Annotated in this window: 11 protein-coding genes; 3 read left to right on the top strand and 8 right to left on the bottom strand. The window is 35.0% G+C overall.

The features are described 5' to 3' along the window. Window position 1: 1 nt before the first annotated feature. Both ACJTHF_RS05665 and ACJTHF_RS05670 read left to right on the top strand, forming a co-directional pair. The gene (locus ACJTHF_RS05665) at window positions 2–769 is read left to right on the top strand and encodes a thiazole synthase (RefSeq protein ID WP_058592245.1); all 768 of its coding nucleotides are present in this window, start codon (window positions 2–4) and stop codon (window positions 767–769) included. Continuing rightward, window positions 769–1,767 carry a ThiF family adenylyltransferase gene (locus ACJTHF_RS05670; RefSeq protein WP_232156862.1) on the top strand — a complete coding sequence of 333 codons (999 nt, stop codon included), beginning with the start codon at window positions 769–771 and terminating at the stop codon, window positions 1,765–1,767. The genes ACJTHF_RS05665 and ACJTHF_RS05670 overlap by 1 nt, the downstream gene beginning before the upstream one ends. A gap of 530 nt (window positions 1,768–2,297) precedes the next feature. Here ACJTHF_RS05670 and ACJTHF_RS05675 read toward each other — a convergent pair. Continuing rightward, entirely contained in the window at window positions 2,298–2,651 is a 354-nt protein-coding gene (locus tag ACJTHF_RS05675; protein WP_084756641.1) for a DUF488 domain-containing protein, read from the bottom strand. A gap of 149 nt (window positions 2,652–2,800) precedes the next feature. Here ACJTHF_RS05675 and ACJTHF_RS05680 point away from each other — a divergent pair, with 149 nt between their 5' ends. Next, window positions 2,801–4,756, top strand: a complete 1,956-nt coding sequence (locus ACJTHF_RS05680) for a fructose-1,6-bisphosphatase (protein WP_217844177.1) — start codon at window positions 2,801–2,803, stop codon at window positions 4,754–4,756. Between the two features lie 397 nt (window positions 4,757–5,153). On the opposite strand, the gene ACJTHF_RS05685 is transcribed toward ACJTHF_RS05680, so the two are convergent. The 7 genes from ACJTHF_RS05685 to ACJTHF_RS05715 form a co-directional block, all read right to left on the bottom strand. Beyond that, window positions 5,154–7,154 (bottom strand): CocE/NonD family hydrolase, encoded by a 2,001-nt coding sequence (locus ACJTHF_RS05685; RefSeq protein ID WP_106417874.1) that lies wholly within the window; start codon window positions 7,152–7,154, stop codon window positions 5,154–5,156. Window positions 7,155–7,248: 94 nt separating this feature from the next. After that, window positions 7,249–9,012, bottom strand: coding sequence for an ABC transporter ATP-binding protein (locus ACJTHF_RS05690; protein WP_058592249.1), 1,764 nt, complete (start codon window positions 9,010–9,012; stop codon window positions 7,249–7,251). Next, entirely contained in the window at window positions 8,996–10,786 is a 1,791-nt protein-coding gene (locus tag ACJTHF_RS05695) for an ABC transporter transmembrane domain-containing protein (protein WP_078355191.1), read from the bottom strand. The genes ACJTHF_RS05690 and ACJTHF_RS05695 overlap by 17 nt, the downstream gene beginning before the upstream one ends. A 544-nt stretch (window positions 10,787–11,330) precedes the next feature. Then, window positions 11,331–11,957, bottom strand: coding sequence for a LysE family translocator (locus ACJTHF_RS05700; protein ID WP_078355192.1), 627 nt, complete (start codon window positions 11,955–11,957; stop codon window positions 11,331–11,333). A gap of 68 nt (window positions 11,958–12,025) precedes the next feature. Further along, complete coding sequence (locus ACJTHF_RS05705) at window positions 12,026–12,832, bottom strand: glutamate racemase (RefSeq protein ID WP_078355193.1); 807 nt, start codon at window positions 12,830–12,832, stop codon at window positions 12,026–12,028. 15 nt (window positions 12,833–12,847) lie between these two features. Next, entirely contained in the window at window positions 12,848–13,243 is a 396-nt protein-coding gene (locus ACJTHF_RS05710) for an acyl-CoA thioesterase (protein WP_088592162.1), read from the bottom strand. 212 nt (window positions 13,244–13,455) lie between these two features. After that, entirely contained in the window at window positions 13,456–17,901 is a 4,446-nt protein-coding gene (locus tag ACJTHF_RS05715) for an SdrD B-like domain-containing protein (RefSeq protein ID WP_232156863.1), read from the bottom strand. Between the last annotated feature and the right edge of the window lie 157 nt (window positions 17,902–18,058).

Below are 18,058 nucleotides of genomic sequence, written 5' to 3' on the forward strand. Positions count from 1 at the left end.
AATGTTAAAAATAGGACCATATGAACTCAACTCAAGATTATTATTAGGTACTGGTAAATTTAAAGATGAAGAAATACAATCTAAAGCAATCCAAGCATCAGGCGCAGAAGTGCTGACTTTTGCTGTTAGAAGAATGAATCTATATGACAAATCACTACCCAATCCATTAGCAAATGTTGATTTAAATCGCTTTATTACTTTTCCTAATACAGCTGGTGCACATACTGCAGAAGAAGCTGTACGTATTGCAGAAATTGCCAATCATGCTGGGCTTTGCAACTTAATTAAAGTAGAAGTCATTGGAGATGATAAGACTTTACTACCAGACCCAATTGAAACTTATAAAGCGTGTGAAATATTATTAGATAAAGGCTATATTGTCTGTCCCTATATTTCGTGTGATGTTGTGTTAGCTAAACGACTTGAAGCATTAGGTGTTCACGCGATTATGCCACTAGCTTCTCCAATTGGAACAGGCAGAGGCATTAATAACCCACTTAATTTAAGATATATCATTGAACAATCTAACATTCCCGTTATCGTGGATGCTGGTATTGGTTCACCGAAAGATGCCTGTTTCGCGATGGAACTTGGCGCAGATGCAATTTTATTGAATACTGCCATTTCTAGTGCGAAAGACCCTGTAAAAATGGCTGAAGCGATGAAATTAGGTATTGAAGCCGGTCTATTGAGTTATGAAGCAGGAAGAATTCCTGTTAAATATACAGCACAAGCATCAAGCCCAACTGAAGGATTAGGATTCTTGTAATGGAACGTTACGAACGACAAATGAAGTTTCAACAGTTCGGTGAGCATAGTCAAGAAACATTGCAGAATACCCATATATTGATTATGGGTGCAGGTGCATTAGGCAGTCATGTTGCAGAACTACTCGCTCGCATGGGTGCTCATCAATTAACGATAATCGACATGGATATCGTTGAGCTTTCTAATTTACATCGTCAAGCACTCTATGATGAACGTGATGCACAGGAAATGCTTCCTAAAGTCGTTGCTTTAAAAAGGAAAGTTAAACAAATTAATCATCATGTTGAATTGAATGCTATCAACCAAGAATTAACGACACAAAACATTGAAACCATTATTAAAAATGTCCAACCAGATATTGTAATCGATGGCATGGATCAATTTGATATGCGCTTTTTAATCAATGAAGTTTGCCATAAATTAAATATACCATGGATATATGGCGCTGCAGTCGGAAGTAAAGGGACCGTTTATGCAATTGATTATAGTGGCCCTTGCTTAAGATGTATTTTGCAAAGCGTACCTCAAACTGGAGAAAGTTGTGCTATAAACGGCGTGCTACCACCAGTCGTTCAACAAGTAGCCAGTTACGAAGTGTCAGAATTACTCAGATATGTTTCAGGAAAATCTTTTTCTAAAAAGCTCATAACAATAGATACATTTGAAATGAACATACGGTCAACAAATATCAATTTATTAAAAGACAATGACTGCGTTGTATGTGAACAAGGGATATATCAAGCATTAAACACACCACCCCTTTCATCAATAGAAGCATTATGTGGAGATACGTTCCTGTTTAGATTTAAACAACAAGCATTTGAATTAGCACATCATTTTCCAGGACAAATTGCTAAAGAAAACGCATATGTAAAATTTATAGAATATGATGATATGACCATGACCTTATTCAAAGACGGTCGTATGAACGTACGCGGTATAGAATCACAAGAAACCGCAGAAGATATATATCAACAGTTTAATAGGTGTATAAAGTAGGGAGAAAGATGGAGTTGGAGCAAGACTAGGAGGCAATTGCGGGTGAAGTCATGGCTTTATTCAGTACTTAAGCCATGACTTACCCTATCTCTTGGCTATATTTAGTACTTAAGCGAAGACTTAGGCTATCTCTTGGCTTTATTCGGCACTTAAGCCATGACTTCGGGCATCTCCTGGCTTCATTCAGTACTTAAGCGAAGACTTAGGCTATCTCTTGGCTTTACTCAGAACTTAAGCCATGACTTAGGCTTTCTCTTGGCTTTACTCAGTACTTAAGCGAAGACTTGAGCGATCTCTTGGCTTTACTTACTACTTAAGCCAAGACTTGAGTCATCTCTTGGCTTTACTCAGTACTTAAGCCATGACTTGGGCTTTCTCTTGGCTTTACTCAGTACTTAAGCCATGACTTCGGGCATCTCCTGGCTTCATTCAGTACTTAAGCGAAGACTTAGGCTATCTCTTGGCTTTATTCAGTACTTAAGCCATGACTTACCCTATCTCTTGGCTATATTTAGTACTTAAGCGAAGACTCACCCATCCACTATTTCTTTCAACACGATTGCTTGATTGTGTTTTTCGTCTTTGGCGCCATACAGTATGATGAGTGTTTGTTTATTTTCTTTATAAATTTCTTTTAGTTTATTTAAAGCTTCTTGTTGATCTCCTGATTCGAGTTCTTGTTTATATTTTTCTTTAAATGCTTCAAATTTACTTGGTTCGTGATTGAACCATTTTCTTAATTCACTAGAGGGCGCGATGTCTTTTAACCAATGATCTAAATTTGCTTTGTCTTTAGATATCCCTCTTGGCCATACTCGGTCCACTAATACTCTTACACCTTTTTCATCAAGATTATTATAAATTCTATCTATTTTACATACCATGAATAAACGACTCCTTTATATATATTTAGCCTTTAGAAGTGAATCTTAAACCATAAAAGAAAACGCTTAATGTGTTATACTATATCTCAAATGGTAGGTTTAATTTCTAAATAAAAAATCTCGAAATGATGAACGGAGTGAATTTTTTTATGACTCAATACGACAGCCAGAATTTAAAAGAAAAATACTTAAATTTATTAGCAGAAAAGTTTGATGAAGAAGAAAAAGTAGCAACTGAAATTATTAATTTACAATCTATTTTAGATTTACCTAAAGGCACAGAACATTTCGTAAGTGACTTACATGGTGAATATCATGCATTCCAACATGTTTTAAGAAATGGTTCTGGTAATGTGAGAGCTAAAATTAATGACATATTTAAAGATACACATTCTGAAGAACATATTAGCGACCTTGCTGCACTCGTTTATTATCCAGAAGAAAAATTGAAAATTGTTAAAAATCAATTTGCTTCGAAATCGGAACTAAATGAATGGTATATTGAAACAATTCAACAGATGATTCATCTTATTTCATACGCTTCAAGTAAGTATACACGTTCTAAGTTACGTAAAGCTTTACCAAAACAATTCGTATACATAATCGAAGAGTTACTATATAAAAGTAATGTTTATAACAATAAAACGACTTACTACGAAACAATTGTTCAAAAAATCATTTCACTAGGCCAATCAGATAAACTGATTATTGGTTTAGCATACACGATTCAAAGATTAGTCGTTGACCATTTACATGTTGTAGGAGATATTTATGATCGTGGTCCTGAACCCGATAAAATTATGGAGACGTTAATCAATTATCATTCTGTTGATATCCAATGGGGTAACCATGATGTATTGTGGATTGGCGCTTATGCTGGTTCAAAAGTATGTTTAGCTAACATTTTAAGAATATGCGCACGTTATGATAATTTAGATATCATTGAAGATGCATATGGAATTAATTTGCGACCATTAGTTAATTTAGCAGAAAAATATTACGGCGACAATACTGCATTTCATCCAAAAAAACATGCCGACAAAGAACTATCAGAAGAAGAAAAACTTCAAATCACTAAGATTCATCAAGCTATCGCTATTATTCAATTTAAACTGGAAAGTCCAATTATTAAACGTCGTCCTTCATTTGATATGGAAGAAAGACTAGTACTTGAAAAAGTAAATTACGATAACAATGAAATTACCATTTACGGTCAAACGTATCAGTTAGAAGACACATGCTTTGAAACTGTTGATCCTACAAATCCAGCACAACTAAACGAAGAAGAAGAGGAAGTTATTAATAAACTTCTACTTTCTGTACAAGAATCCGAAAAACTGAAACGTCATATGAACTTTTTAATGAAAAAAGGTAACTTATACTTAAAATATAATGGCAATTTACTTATCCATGGCTGTATACCCGTAGATGAACAAGGTAATATGGAAGAAATGGAAATTGACGGTAAAGTCTATAATGGGCGAGAGTTATTAGACCAATTCGAATATCATATTAGAAATTCATTTAGTCGTAAACATGAAACAGATGATTTATCTACAGATTTAATTTGGTATTTATGGACAGGTAAATATTCTTCATTATTTGGTAAACGTGCCATGACAACGTTCGAAAGATATTTTATAAAAGATAAAGTATCACATAAAGAAGAAAAAAACCCTTATTATTATTTAAGAGAAGATAGCGATATGTGTCGCAAAATGTTAGAAGAATTTGATTTAGACCCTGAACAAGGTCGTATTATCAACGGTCACACACCTGTTAAAGAAATTGATGGTGAAAATCCAATTAAAGCAAATGGCAAGATGATTGTTATAGACGGTGGATTTTCAAAAGCTTATCAATCTACAACAGGTATCGCAGGCTATACATTATTGTATAATTCATTTGGTATGCAACTCGTTGCCCACAAACACTTTGGTACAAAAGAAAATGTACTACTCAACGGTGCTGATGAACTATCCGTTCGACGTGTTGTAGATGAAGAACTCGAAAGAAAGAAAGTTCGAGATACAAACATCGGTGCCAAATTGCAAGAAGAAATTCAGATGCTACAAGAATTAATGTCATATCGTTATATAGACTAAAAGAACCGCGAAAACTAACAGTTCACGTTAGTTTTCGCGGTTTTTCTTATATGTTATTTGAAAAAGAACATATGACTTTTCAAATATTAGCGCACGATATCTCATAGTCTTCGTGCGATACACCCTGATTTTACACCTTAGCGCACGATATCTCTCAGTCTTCGTGCGATACACCCTGATTTTACACCTTAGCGCACGATATCTTCCAGTCTTCGTGCGTTATGCCCCTTTTTTGTACCCTAGCGCACGATATCTTCCAGTCTTCGTGCGTTATGCCCTTTTTTTGTACCTTAGCGCACGATATCTTCCAGTCTTCGTGCGTTACACCCTGATTTTGTACCCTAGCGCACGATATCTCTCAGTCTTCGTGCGCTATTCTTCTATTCAAATTTCATCTTCAAGTAAAGTCCCGTTCTATTTTCTTTTTCCATGTTTTTGAGAAGCATTGTTCGCCTTCATTATAAGCTACGACTTTATTATATAAGTAGTAATAGTCTTCATCGCATGTCATTGTACTAAATGTTTCTACTTCAGTATCTATATCATCATCTTTAACGATCACTTTCCAATCACATTGGACTTTGGCTGATAATGGATCGTCTTCTTTAATTGTGTAGATATTTAAGTTCTCTGTTCCATATGTGATATGGCTATCTTTTAACGTTCTCAATCCTTCATCTGAATAATCTCTTAATTCCCATTCATTGGTCGTTAACCGCTTCGTCACATCTCTCGTTCGAGACCCTTCTCTATGAATGATTTTTTCTAGAGGCTGTGCAGTTTCTGATAAAGGATAATCTAATTGAACTTCTTCAAAATGATCAATTAAAGGTAATATCAATTGTGAATACTCTAAATCCACTTTTATATTTGCTACCTCTTTGCTCGGCCAAATTTGTGGCCAATATGTAGGTGAGATAGACACTTCTATTTTATGTCCTGCTGGTACTTGATAGCCTATAACATCTAGTGGTACTTCTGCATTGATATACTCGTTAATCGGTAGTGTCTCTGGTGTTTCATGACTCTTATAGTGATTTAGATTCAGCTGACCTTTCGTAATCAATGTCTTCTTGCCGTTAGGATGCACGTCCGAAATACGCACATGTATATTGCCATAAGCACAATCTGATTTAACGTGAAGCTTTGCGACAGGTTGTCCAATGACATTCAATGTTTCGCCATACGTTTCAACCATAAATGAGCATGCTAAAGCATTATCGATTGTTTGATCATCAGGTAAGTCCCCTTCTTGGCCAAAAGGACAGAACACGCCTGAATAAAGACCATGTTGTTGATTATTTTTCAACGTGATTTCTTGCGTCATACTACTAAAAATATCTTTCGTCTTGATGTCTTCTTTTAATAAATCTAGCCATTTTCCTTCTCGATAATCGTATGAAGTTTGTGGTTCTACACTATCTTGAACATAAACAAGAAATTCATCTTTATAGTTAATATGTTCATCCGTTTCCATCCATTTATCTAACCATGCGACAACTTCTTGTAAATATCCAAATTGAGGTCCAGGAATTGCGACGTCTGGAAATTCATGTGCCCAAGGTCCTATAATACCTTTCTTTGGAACATTCAAATGACGCATTAAACGAAACACAGTATTTGTGTAGCCGTCTGCCCAACCACTCATCGTTAATACCGGAATGGTAATGTTTGAATAGTCTTCATTGATAGAGCCATGCTTCCAATAATCATCTCTTGTTTGATGACTAACCCATTCTTCCACAAACGGTGGTGTATGTTCTAAACGTTCCAGCCAATTTTCATACCAATTATCACCGAAATATTTCGGAAAAGCTGGTCGTGCATTATATGCAAACATCGTTGAAGCCCACCAAAGCATATCAGAAGCCATAAGCGTTCCGCCTTTATAATGAACGTCATCCGCATACCGATCATCCGTTGAACATAATGAGATAATGGTCTTCAATGCTTCTGGTTGTCTCGCAGCAACTTGTAATCCGTTAAATCCTCCCCACGACTTACCGATCATTGCTACTGAGCCATTTGACCATTCTTGGTTTGTTATCCAATCTATAATGTCCAATGCATCATCTTGTTCTTGTAACGGATATTCGTCTTCGATAATACCTTCAGAATCCCCAGTTCCTCTTATATCAACTCGAATAGCAGTATACCCAAAACCCGCAAAATATTTATGTCTAATTTCATCCCGTAAAGCTGTAAATTCATCTTTTCTATATGGTAAATATTCTAATACCGCACCTTTAGTCTTAGTGTCAGTCTTAGGTTGCCAGATTTTAGCTGATAATTTCGTACCATCTTGCATCGTTATCCAAGTGTGATGAATCACTTCGATTTCATATGGAAATTGTGTTCGCTCAGTTATTTTATTATAATCTACATCAAAAACACCCATGTAAAATCCTCCTCTATTTATCTATTACTGTTTATTATACATAATTACATATATAAAAACTGACCAGACACTTTCATCTGATCAGTTCGTACTTTTATCCATTTTGAAGTAAATACATTTTGTGATAAATACCGTCTTGTTTAATCAACTCGTCATGTGTGCCTTTTTCAACAATTTCACCTTTATTCAATACAAGTATTTGATCGGCATCTTGAATAGTTGATAGTCTATGCGCAATCGCTAATGTTGTTCTGCCTTTTCTCATTTTTTCTAAAGATGCTTGAATTTGCGCTTCTGTTTCTGAATCAATATTAGCTGTTGCTTCATCCAGTATTAATATTTTTGGATCACTTGCGATTGTTCTTGCAAATGCTAACAATTGTCTTTCTCCACTTGAAAATGCACTACCTTTTTCGATTACTTTATGTTCATATTTCCCAGGTAATTTATTGATAAATTGATCTGCATTTACAAATTCAGCCGCTTCTTGCACTTTTTCAAAAGTCATCGTCGGGTGATACAATTTAATATTCGATGTAATCGTTCCGTAGAAAATAAATGCATCTTGAAGCACAAGCCCAATATTAGATTTGAGTTCTTTTTTCGGGATTTGCTTAATCGATTGTTGATCTATTAAAATTTCACCTTGTTCAAATTCATAAAATCTCATAAACAAGTTAATGATTGAACTTTTCCCGGAACCTGTATGCCCAACAAGTGCAACTGTTTCACCTGGGTTTGCGGTAAATGATATATTTTTTAATACATCTTTTTGGCCATCGTAACTAAATGTTACACCTTTAAATTCAATTTTACCGTCAGTAATATGAAAATCTTGACGCTCTTGTTGATCAGGTTCAAGCATATCATTATCGATAAGTTTAAATACACGACTCGCTGATACGAGTGCTTGTTGAAGTACGTTTAAATTTTGACTGACTTGGTTAATCGGTTCAAAGAAACGCTCCATATATTGTACGAATGCAAATACAACACCTGCTGTAATGCCACCAGAAAAGCTCAATATACCGAAGTAACTTAAGATCATAATGACCGCAAATACAGAAATCATACTGATTGCCGGTCTCAAAAGTAAGCCATCAATTTTGACAGTCTTCATATTAAATTCATAGTGATCATCGTTAATTTCATTAAATTCTTTTTGTAATCTCTTTTCTTGATTAAATACTTGAATAATCCTCATACCTTCGATAGATTCAGCTAACTTCGCATTTAAATCTGATAAAAGCTGTCTCGCTTGAGAAAAGTATATAGCAGAATATTTTCTATAAAGTGCTAATATGACAACTATAATGGGTACAAATACAAGTGCCATCAAAGCCAATTTAAAATCTAAAATAAACATCATGACATAACTTGAAATAACCATAAATAATGCCATTAAAAATGATGAAAATACACCAATAAACATTTCTACAATGGCTTCTGTATCATTCGTTAACCTTGATACAATACTACCACCTGGCTCTTTATCAAAATAGCGCATGCCTAGTTGGCCAATTTTATCAAAAGCATCAATTCTTAATTGTTGAATGACTTTAAAAGCTAAATATTGAAATAAGTATACATTCCAATATGTTGTTACAGCACCGATGATTTGAACGACAAAGAATATCACAATAAGTAATGTCATATCAGATTCTGGAAATACACGCGGTGTTAAATAATCATCGATAAATACTTTTACTAAATAAGGTGTTGCGACACTTGCAACTGTCGAAATCGTCAGCATCAAGAAAGCAAGTGCAATGATACCTTTAAAGGGGAACGTATATTTAATTAATCTTTTGAGTACATCAAACTGATCTTTGGCAGTTAAATTATGATTTTGTGCCATCGTTGTCATCCCCCTTTGCCAATTCATCTAGACTACTCGCAATCTTTTCATGTAATGCTTGTGATTGATACGTGTCATAATACCAACCTTTAAGATTCATCAACTCGTGATGTGTACCTCGTTCAATGATTGTGCCTTCATCCATCACGATAATCATATCAGCATGACTGACAGCACTCATTCTATGAGCTGTAATAATATTTGTCTTACCTTGTCTAACGTTCTGCATATTTTCAAGTATATGTTCTTCAGTTTCTGCATCTACTGCTGATAATGAATCATCTAATATCAGTACAGGTGGATTCATAATTAATGCTCTTGCAATAGATATCCTTTGCTTCTGACCGCCTGATAATGATACACCTCTCTCACCGACAACTGTATCGTATCCTTCAGGAAAGCTTAATATATCTTGGTGAATATAACTAATATTACTCGCGTTATGAATGATGTCATCATCGATAGTCGGATCGCTAAAGGCAATGTTATTTCTTATTGAAGTCGAGAATAAAAAGTGGTCTTGAGGAACATAACCAAATTGCGCTCTTAAATGACGAATATCAAAATAACTCAATGGATGACGACCGTATATGATTTCATCCACTTCTTTCGTATCAAATTCGCGTAATAATAGACGAATGATTGCACTTTTACCTGACCCTGTTCGACCGACAATGCCTAATGTAGTACCTTTTTCAATCGTGAAATGAATGTCATGTAATGCCACATTATCATCGTTTGGAAATTTAAAAGATTGAATGTCAACGTGAATATCCCCTTCAGGAATCATATCAGTCTTAACTTCCGTATCGACATCATTTTGAACATTGGTAATTTCATTAATTCTTTCATATGATGCATGACCTCTTTGAACAATATTAAAGAATAATCCAAGTGCGAGTAGTGGCCAAACCATCATTCCTAAATAAGTTGTAAATGTAACAAGTTGTCCAATTGTAATATCATCTTGAATCACCATTCTTGCGCCAAAGAATATTGCTAAAAAATAACTAACACCAATTACTGACATAATAGTTGGATCAAACAACGCATCAATTTTAGAAACTTTTAAATTTTTGTATACGACATCATCACTAAGTTGCTTAAAATCTGCTTGATCATCTTTTTCATAACCGAATGTCTTTGTGACTTTTATCCCAGCAATACTCTCTTGAGTCTTATCATTCAATTGACTAAACGCAGCTTGTGCTTTTTTGAAACCGCGGTTAAGCAACTTTCCATAATAACTCGTTAATATAATCATAATAGGAAGTGGAATCATAACAATTAAAGTTAAACGCCAATCAACTGTAATCGCCATAGTAATCAGAACAGCACCACCAGACATCAGTGAATCAGCAATTGTCAGAACGCCACCCCCCGCAGTATTCTGAACAGCTCTAATATCATTTGTAGCATGTGCCATTAAATCCCCAGTGCGTCTTTCTTGGAAAAAAGAAGGACTCATCGACGTATATTTATGATACAGTCGCTCTCTTAATATCTTCCCTAATCTCATACTCGCCCCGAATATCATAATGCGCCAGTAGTATCGAAATACATATGTTAATACAGCAGCAAGAAATAAAATGATGAGATAAATAAGAAGCGTCTTTCCCGTTAAAGTATTAAAGCTAATACCATCAATTACACGACCAATAATTTGTGGAGGCAACAAATCAATCAGCGCAACAAGTAATAAAATGAGAATGCCAAAAATATAATTTTTCCGTTCTTGTTTAATAAACCAGCCCAATTTTGCAAATACTTTCATAATCGTCCACACTCCCCTTATATCTACACATTTAAAATTTTAGCACAAAAAGTTTATATAAAAATTGAAAGTTCGTAATTTTCATACATTTATATAAAAATCATCCGAATGGCGTATAGGGGATTTTAGAGGTGAGGGAGATGAAGTGGGGAGGGTTCTGAGGTTCGGGGGGCGGTGGTTTGGAGGAGGTATGTTGCTTGTTTCGGGAGTCTTGCAACATTCAAGGCTCCAATGTTGCTAGTCACGTCCCACTTGCAATGTTCAAGGCTCCAATGTTGCTAGTCGTGCCTCGCTTGCAATGTTCACGGCTCCAATGTTGCTAGTCACACCCCACTTGCAATATTCAAGGCTCCAATGTTGCTAGTCATGCCTCACTTGCAATATTCAAGGCTCCAATGTTGCTAGTCACACCCCACTTGCAATATTCAAGGCTCCAATGTTGCTAGTCACACCCCACTTGCAATGTTCAGACCACTCCATCCAACTATCAATATAAAAAAATGGCCGAGACATCATTCAATGTCCCGCGCCATTTTATTCATCTTTATGATTTTGTACCGAATAGACTTATTCCTAATATGACAAATACTGCTCCACTTATTTTATTAATAATTTTTTCTGCTACGATATTATCTCTTAATTTTGTTGTTAAACTACTTGAAAAGATAGCAATGATAAATGATGTTATCGCACCCATTACTGCAAAAATACTGCCCAATATTAAAAACGGTATTGGACCGTACTGATTATCCACTGAAATAAACTGTGGAATAAAGGAAATAAAAAATAGTGCTACTTTAGGATTCGTAACGTTCGTGATCACACCTTGTACAAATAATTTTCTACGTGACTGATGCACGGTCTTCTTTATTGAGATTGAAGATTGTTTACTTATAAACATTTGTATACCTAAATAAATTAAATAAACTGCTCCGACAACTTTAATGATTGTGAACAAGACAACGGAAGTTTGTAAGATTACTGACAAGCCTAATCCTGACAGTATAGTATGAACGACTGCACCTACCGAAACACCTAATGCTGAATATATACCTGCATCTCTACCTTGTGAAATACTTCTATTTAGTATAAACATCATATCAATACCGGGTGTGATACAGATGATTAGCACTGTGATTAAAAACAGTTGAAAAGATACGATATCAAACATCATTTACCCCCTTTAAATTAATCGTTAAGATATACTAACATATAATCTAAAGTTGTAAAATGAAAATTTTAATTTATTTCAATTTTTTCAATGTCCAAGTCTATATTTAACTTTTCAAGTATGGATTCAAAACCTTCTATAGTATAGTTCTCATTTTCAGTTACTAATGTCTTAATCATTCCATGACCGTTGGAAGTGAATGATGCTGCTTGTTCAATAACAGTTTGAGCAGGATCAATAAACATGATATGTGGATATAATTCCTTAAAATAACTATACAACCACGGTAGATGTGTAGAAGATAATGTGAATATATCAATTTCTTCATGTTGGTCTAAAATATCATCCATAAAATTCTTCACAGTTATTAAAGTACGATATTTATCTGATATAAATGATCCGTCTTCAACTAATTCAACTAAGGAAGAAGCATTAAATTGATATACATTTCCTGAAGAAACTTCATTGGCTATAAATTCTTTTAATGCATCACTTTCAATTAAAGATTGAACACCTAAAATACCTATTTGTTTAGTAGAAGATTTTTCTAATGCTTCTTTCACTGGTGGATACACACCTATGATTTCAGTATCAAATTCATCTTTCAAATCATCTAGAATTGTAATCGTTGGTACATTAGATGCCACGATAATCAAACGAGGATTCCACTTTTCTAAATAATGAATGGTTTCCGTAATCAAAGTTTTTAATTCATCGATAGATTTTTGACCATAAGGAAACTGATTGCGATCTGCCAAATATATTAAATCTTGATTTGGATATGTCTTTTTTAACAATTCTACAATTGAATAACTGCCAATTCCCGCATCAAAAACAGCAATAGGTTGAAATAACGTATCTTGATTATTTGTCATATATGCCACCCTAACTTAAATTTCTAAAAATACTTTCGGTGTTTGTGCTATTTTCTCATCCACCACATTATAAAATCCACCTTTTTGATATCCTGTACAATGCACTTTGTCTTCAGTAGCAATTTCGAATTCTAGTTCCCACTTCATTCTACTCACTTTAACTAACCAACATCTACCAACCGGTTTGTCATGAATCGTCAATGGTACTTTGTAGTCTGCCTCAGTCCTCATCAATATTGGTGATATATTAAATCTCATCATTTCTGAGTAAGTCATATATTGGTTGATAAAAGCCGTTCTTAAATCTTCAAACCATCTTACATAGACAATATTACTCACAATGCCCATAGCATCAATATCATAAACATTAATTTCGATTTCTTTTTCAGCGACTAATTTTCTCTCTTGCATTAAAAAGACTCCTTCATACATCATTTTTTATTATCTCAAAATAACTTTATACATATTATCACTTAAAGTTATTCATTAAATCAACCTTTAGCAATACTAGGAATCTTTAAATACTTTATAAAACAAACTCTCTATTGTTCAACAAGCTATTTGTATGAAAAAAAGTGGTTAAGCCCTATGACCTAACCACTTTTATATTACTTAAGAAAAAATTAGTTATTCTCTTTGTTATCTTTTTTGCGACGACCAAGTAAGAATAATGATCCAACTCCAGCAAATAAACCGCCAAATAAAGCGCCATTATTTATTGGTTGTTCACCAGTGTCTGGTAATTTCTTATCATTATTTGATTTATCATGATCATACGTAGTTGCAGCTTTTGCAATACCGTTTCCATCATTGTTGTTTGAATCAGTTGAACCCATTCCCATATCTGAATCTGAGTCGCTGTCAGAGTTTGAATCGCTGTCTGAATCAGAGTTGCTATCTGAATTTGAGTCGCTATCTGAGTCTGAATTGCTGTCTGAGTCCGAATTGCTATCTGAATCTGAGTCGCTGCCTGAGTCAGAGTTGCCATCTGAATCTGAGTCGCTTTCAGAGTTTGAATCACTGTCTGAATCAGAGTTACTATCTGAATCAGAGTCGCTATCTGAGTTTGAGTCGCTATCTGAGTCTGAATTGCTATCAGAGTTTGAGTCGCTATCTGAGTTTGAGTCGCTATCTGAGTCTGAATTGCTATCAGAGTTTGAGTCGCTATCTGAGTTTGAGTCGCTATCTGAGTCTGAATTGCTATCAGAGTTTGAGTCGCTGTCTGAGTCAGAATTGCTGTCAGAGTTTGAGTCGCTGTCTGAGTCTGAATTGCTGTCAGAGTCTGAATCAGAGTTACTATCTGAATCTGAGTCGCTATCTGAGTCTGAATTGCTATCAGAGTTTGAGTCGCTGTCTGAGTCAGAGTTGCTATCTGAATCTGAGTCGCTATCTGAGTCTGAATTGCTGTCAGAGTCTGAATCAGAGTTACTATCTGAATCTGAGTCGCTATCTGAGTCTGAATTGCTATCTGAATCTGAGTCGCTATCAGAGTTTGAGTCGCTGTCTGAGTTTGAGTCGCTATCTGAGTCCGAATTGCTGTCAGAGTTTGAGTTGCTATCTGAATCTGAGTCGCTATCTGAATCTGAGTCGCTATCAGAGTTTGAGTCGCTGTCTGAGTTTGAGTCGCTATCTGAGTCCGAATTGCTGTCAGAGTTTGAGTCGCTATCTGAGTCCGAATTGCTGTCAGAGTTTGAGTCGCTGTCTGAATCAGAGTTACTATCTGAGTCTGAATCGCTGTCTGAATCAGAGTTGCTGTCTGAGTCTGAATCGCTGTCTGAATCAGAGTTGCTGTCTGAGTCTGAATCGCTGTCAGAGTCTGAATCAGAGTTGCTATCTGAATCAGAGTTGCTATCAGAGTTTGAGTCGCTGTCTGAATCTGAGTCGCTGTCAGAGTTTGAATCGCTGTCAGAGTTTGAATCGCTGTCTGAGTCTGAATTGCTATCTGAATCTGAGTCGCTGTCAGAGTTTGAATCGCTATCTGAGTCTGAATTGCTATCTGAATCTGAGTCGCTGTCTGAATCTGAGTCGCTGTCAGAGTTTGAATCGCTGTCTGAGTCTGAATTGCTATCTGAATCTGAGTCGCTGTCAGAGTTTGAATCGCTATCTGAGTCTGAATTGCTATCTGAATCTGAGTCGCTATCTGAGTCCGAATCGCTATCTGAATCTGAATTGCTGTTAGAGTTTGAATCGCTATCTGAGTCTGAATTGCTATCTGAGTCTGAATTGCTATCTGAATCTGAGTCGCTATCTGAGTTTGAATCACTGTCTGAATCAGAGTTACTATCTGAATCTGAGTCGCTATCTGAGTCTGAATTGCTGTCAGAGTTTGAATCGCTGTCTGAATCAGAGTTGCTATCAGAGTTTGAGTCGCTATCTGAATCAGAGTCTTCTTCCATATAGAAACCTGTGTCAATTGTTAAATCGTCAGCATCTTCGATGTGAACTGTAACAGTTAATCCATCAGAATCTTTTGCATCATCACCTTGATTTTCGACAGTTGGTTTGTAACCTTCTGGCGTTTCGAATTCTACAGTATAATCACCATTTTCAAGTCCTCTGAAAATGTATTTACCTGTTTCATCTGTTGTTGTTCTACCAATTTCTTGTCCATCTTTATCTTTCAAGATAACTGTTACATTTCCAATTCCTTTTTCATCTTCACCTTGTATACCGTCTTTGTTTGTATCTTCCCAAACGTAGTCCCCTAGATTGTACTTAGGCGTTTCTTTGTAGAAACCTGAGTCAATTGTCATGTTATCAGCGCCATGAATTCTTGCATCTACATTAAGACCATCTGAATCTTTTGCATCGTCACCTTGATTTTCTATAGTTGGTTTATATCCTGTCGGTGTTTCAAATTCTACCTTATATTCACCGTTTTCAAGTCCTCTAAAAATGTATTTACCAGTTTCATCTGTTGTTGTTCTACTGATTTCTTGTCCATTTTTATCTTTCAAGATAACTGTTACATTTCCAATTCCTTTTTCATCTTCACCTTGTAAACCATCTTTGTTTGTATCTTCCCAAACGTAATCCCCTAGGTTGAATTTAGGTCTGTTTTCACCATCACCGTTACCTGATCCCGCTTTAAGAATATTACGGTTATCCCAATAGAATGAACTTGGTGTACCATAATAATTACGGTTTGTTTGTGTAACTCGTGTTAATACATCTTTATCACTGTCGTCATAATGACCATCAACTAAAATAACATAAGCTTTATTAATATCACCAAATCTTATATCCATAGAGTTATCATTATTATCTGTGATATAATTTCTAAAGTTCGCAGTAACATCTTTAAAGTTTTCATTATTAGGATCAACATAATAGCTTTCATTCAACTGATTAGGATTAATTACTTCATAAATTTTATAACTAGTGTCATCTGAATTAACTAATGTGCTACTAACCTCAGGGTTATCATAATAACCTTTGATATTAACATTTGCTCCATAAAGTTGTTTACCTAATGAGTTAACATATATTACTTGTTTATAAGTTCTTTCACCTGAACCAATATCTATTTTATTAATAAATGATGATACATTTGCTCCATTTGGACCCGGAGCACCAACAAATGGTGAACTGTGGTTAAGATTAATTGTTGTATTGAATTGCTTTCCAGCTATATTAAAGCTCACTGGATAATTTCCACTTCTTGGAGATACTTTTCTATCTGTAAATACTGGAATTTCAAATCCACCTTTTACATTTTCTTTCTCATTAACGAAGTTTGTAAAAGTATATTTACCTTGCTTTGTTTTAGTATTGTAAGTTCCAGTAGCTATAATATCTCCATTAGCATTTTTCAAGTCAGCTATACCCATTTGGTCTCCAACTTTACTGTAATCGATATCACCATCTAATGATAAGTTATTAGGTACGTCAAATGTAAAATAATCGCCTTCTTTAATAGAATCAGTCACTCTAAATGACACATTCATATTAGTATATCCAGATTGGTTTGGATCAAAAGTTCTTTTATCAAAATTGAACTTATCGATAACTACTTTATCATTCACATTTTCGCCTTTAACTTCTGCATTTGAATCTACCATTGATGCAGCTCTAAATCCTGTATAATTTCTAGTAGTTGTAGCTGGTACTTTGTTTTTATCAATCTTCTCAGCTGCATATCTAATCGCTTCTAATGCAATTTTCTTTCTTGCATCTTTAATTGAGTCTTTACTGTAATCAATCTTTGCATTAGTAATGATTTGCTTACGGTCAGCATCAGATAAATAATTGATTTTGTCATTTACTTCATTTGTTAATTGTTCTTCAGTAAAATTACCAAGTTGGTTATTTATTTTTGATTGTTCAATTGGCGTTTTCTCTGTTGTCGATTTTTCTTCAGTAGTTAGTGCTACTGTTGTAGGTTGCGATTCGATTTTTGGTTCTTCTTCTGGTGTTTTAACCATGGATACTTTTTCTGCGCTCAATCTTTCTTGTGTTTTAGCTTCTGGTGCTTTTTCTTCTATGCTCACTTTTTCTGATGTCTTAGTTTCTGGTGCCTTTTCTTCTGTGCTCGCTTCTTCTGGTGTATCAGTTTCTGGTGCTTTTTCTTCTGTGCTCGCTTCTTCTGGTGTCTTAGTTTCTGGTGCCTTTTCTTCTGTGCTCGCTTCTTCTGGTGTCTTAGTTTCTGGTGCTTTTTCTTCTGTGCTCGCTTCTTCTGGTGTCTTAGTTTCTGGTGCTTTCTCTTCTGTGCTCGCTTCTTCTGGTGTCTTAGTTTCTGGTGCTTTTTCTTCTGTGCTCGCTTCTTCTGGTGTTCTAGTTTCTGGTGCTTTTCCTTCTGTATGCTCTTGATTCAAAATTTGTTCTTCTGTTGATGTTTGTTTTTCTATATCCTCATCAGAATGACCATCGTCTTTTAAATTATTTGACTGTGATTGTACAGAATTACTTTGTTGCTCATCTGCTTTTGCCTCTTCACCTATCCCAAAAAGTAAAGTAGCACCAACCAAAATTGAAGCAGTACCAACAGTGAATTTTCTAATAGAATACTTATTGAGTCTATTAGGGATAAAATCAAGTCTTCTACTTCCTGATTTCCCTTTTTTGTTCATTCCACATTCCTCCTAAAATATCAATTAAATTATTGATAAGTCTTATTTATATTTGAGCACTTATCACAAAATATTATATTTTGCGATTTTAAATTATTCAATACTTAATTTTAAAAGAAAATATTTTAAAATAAAATTTGTGTTGTACAATGTTGTA

It is taken from the genome of Mammaliicoccus sp. RAM2 (genome assembly GCF_045897195.1).
Taxonomy (GTDB): Bacteria; Bacillota; Bacilli; order Staphylococcales; family Staphylococcaceae; genus Mammaliicoccus; species Mammaliicoccus sciuri.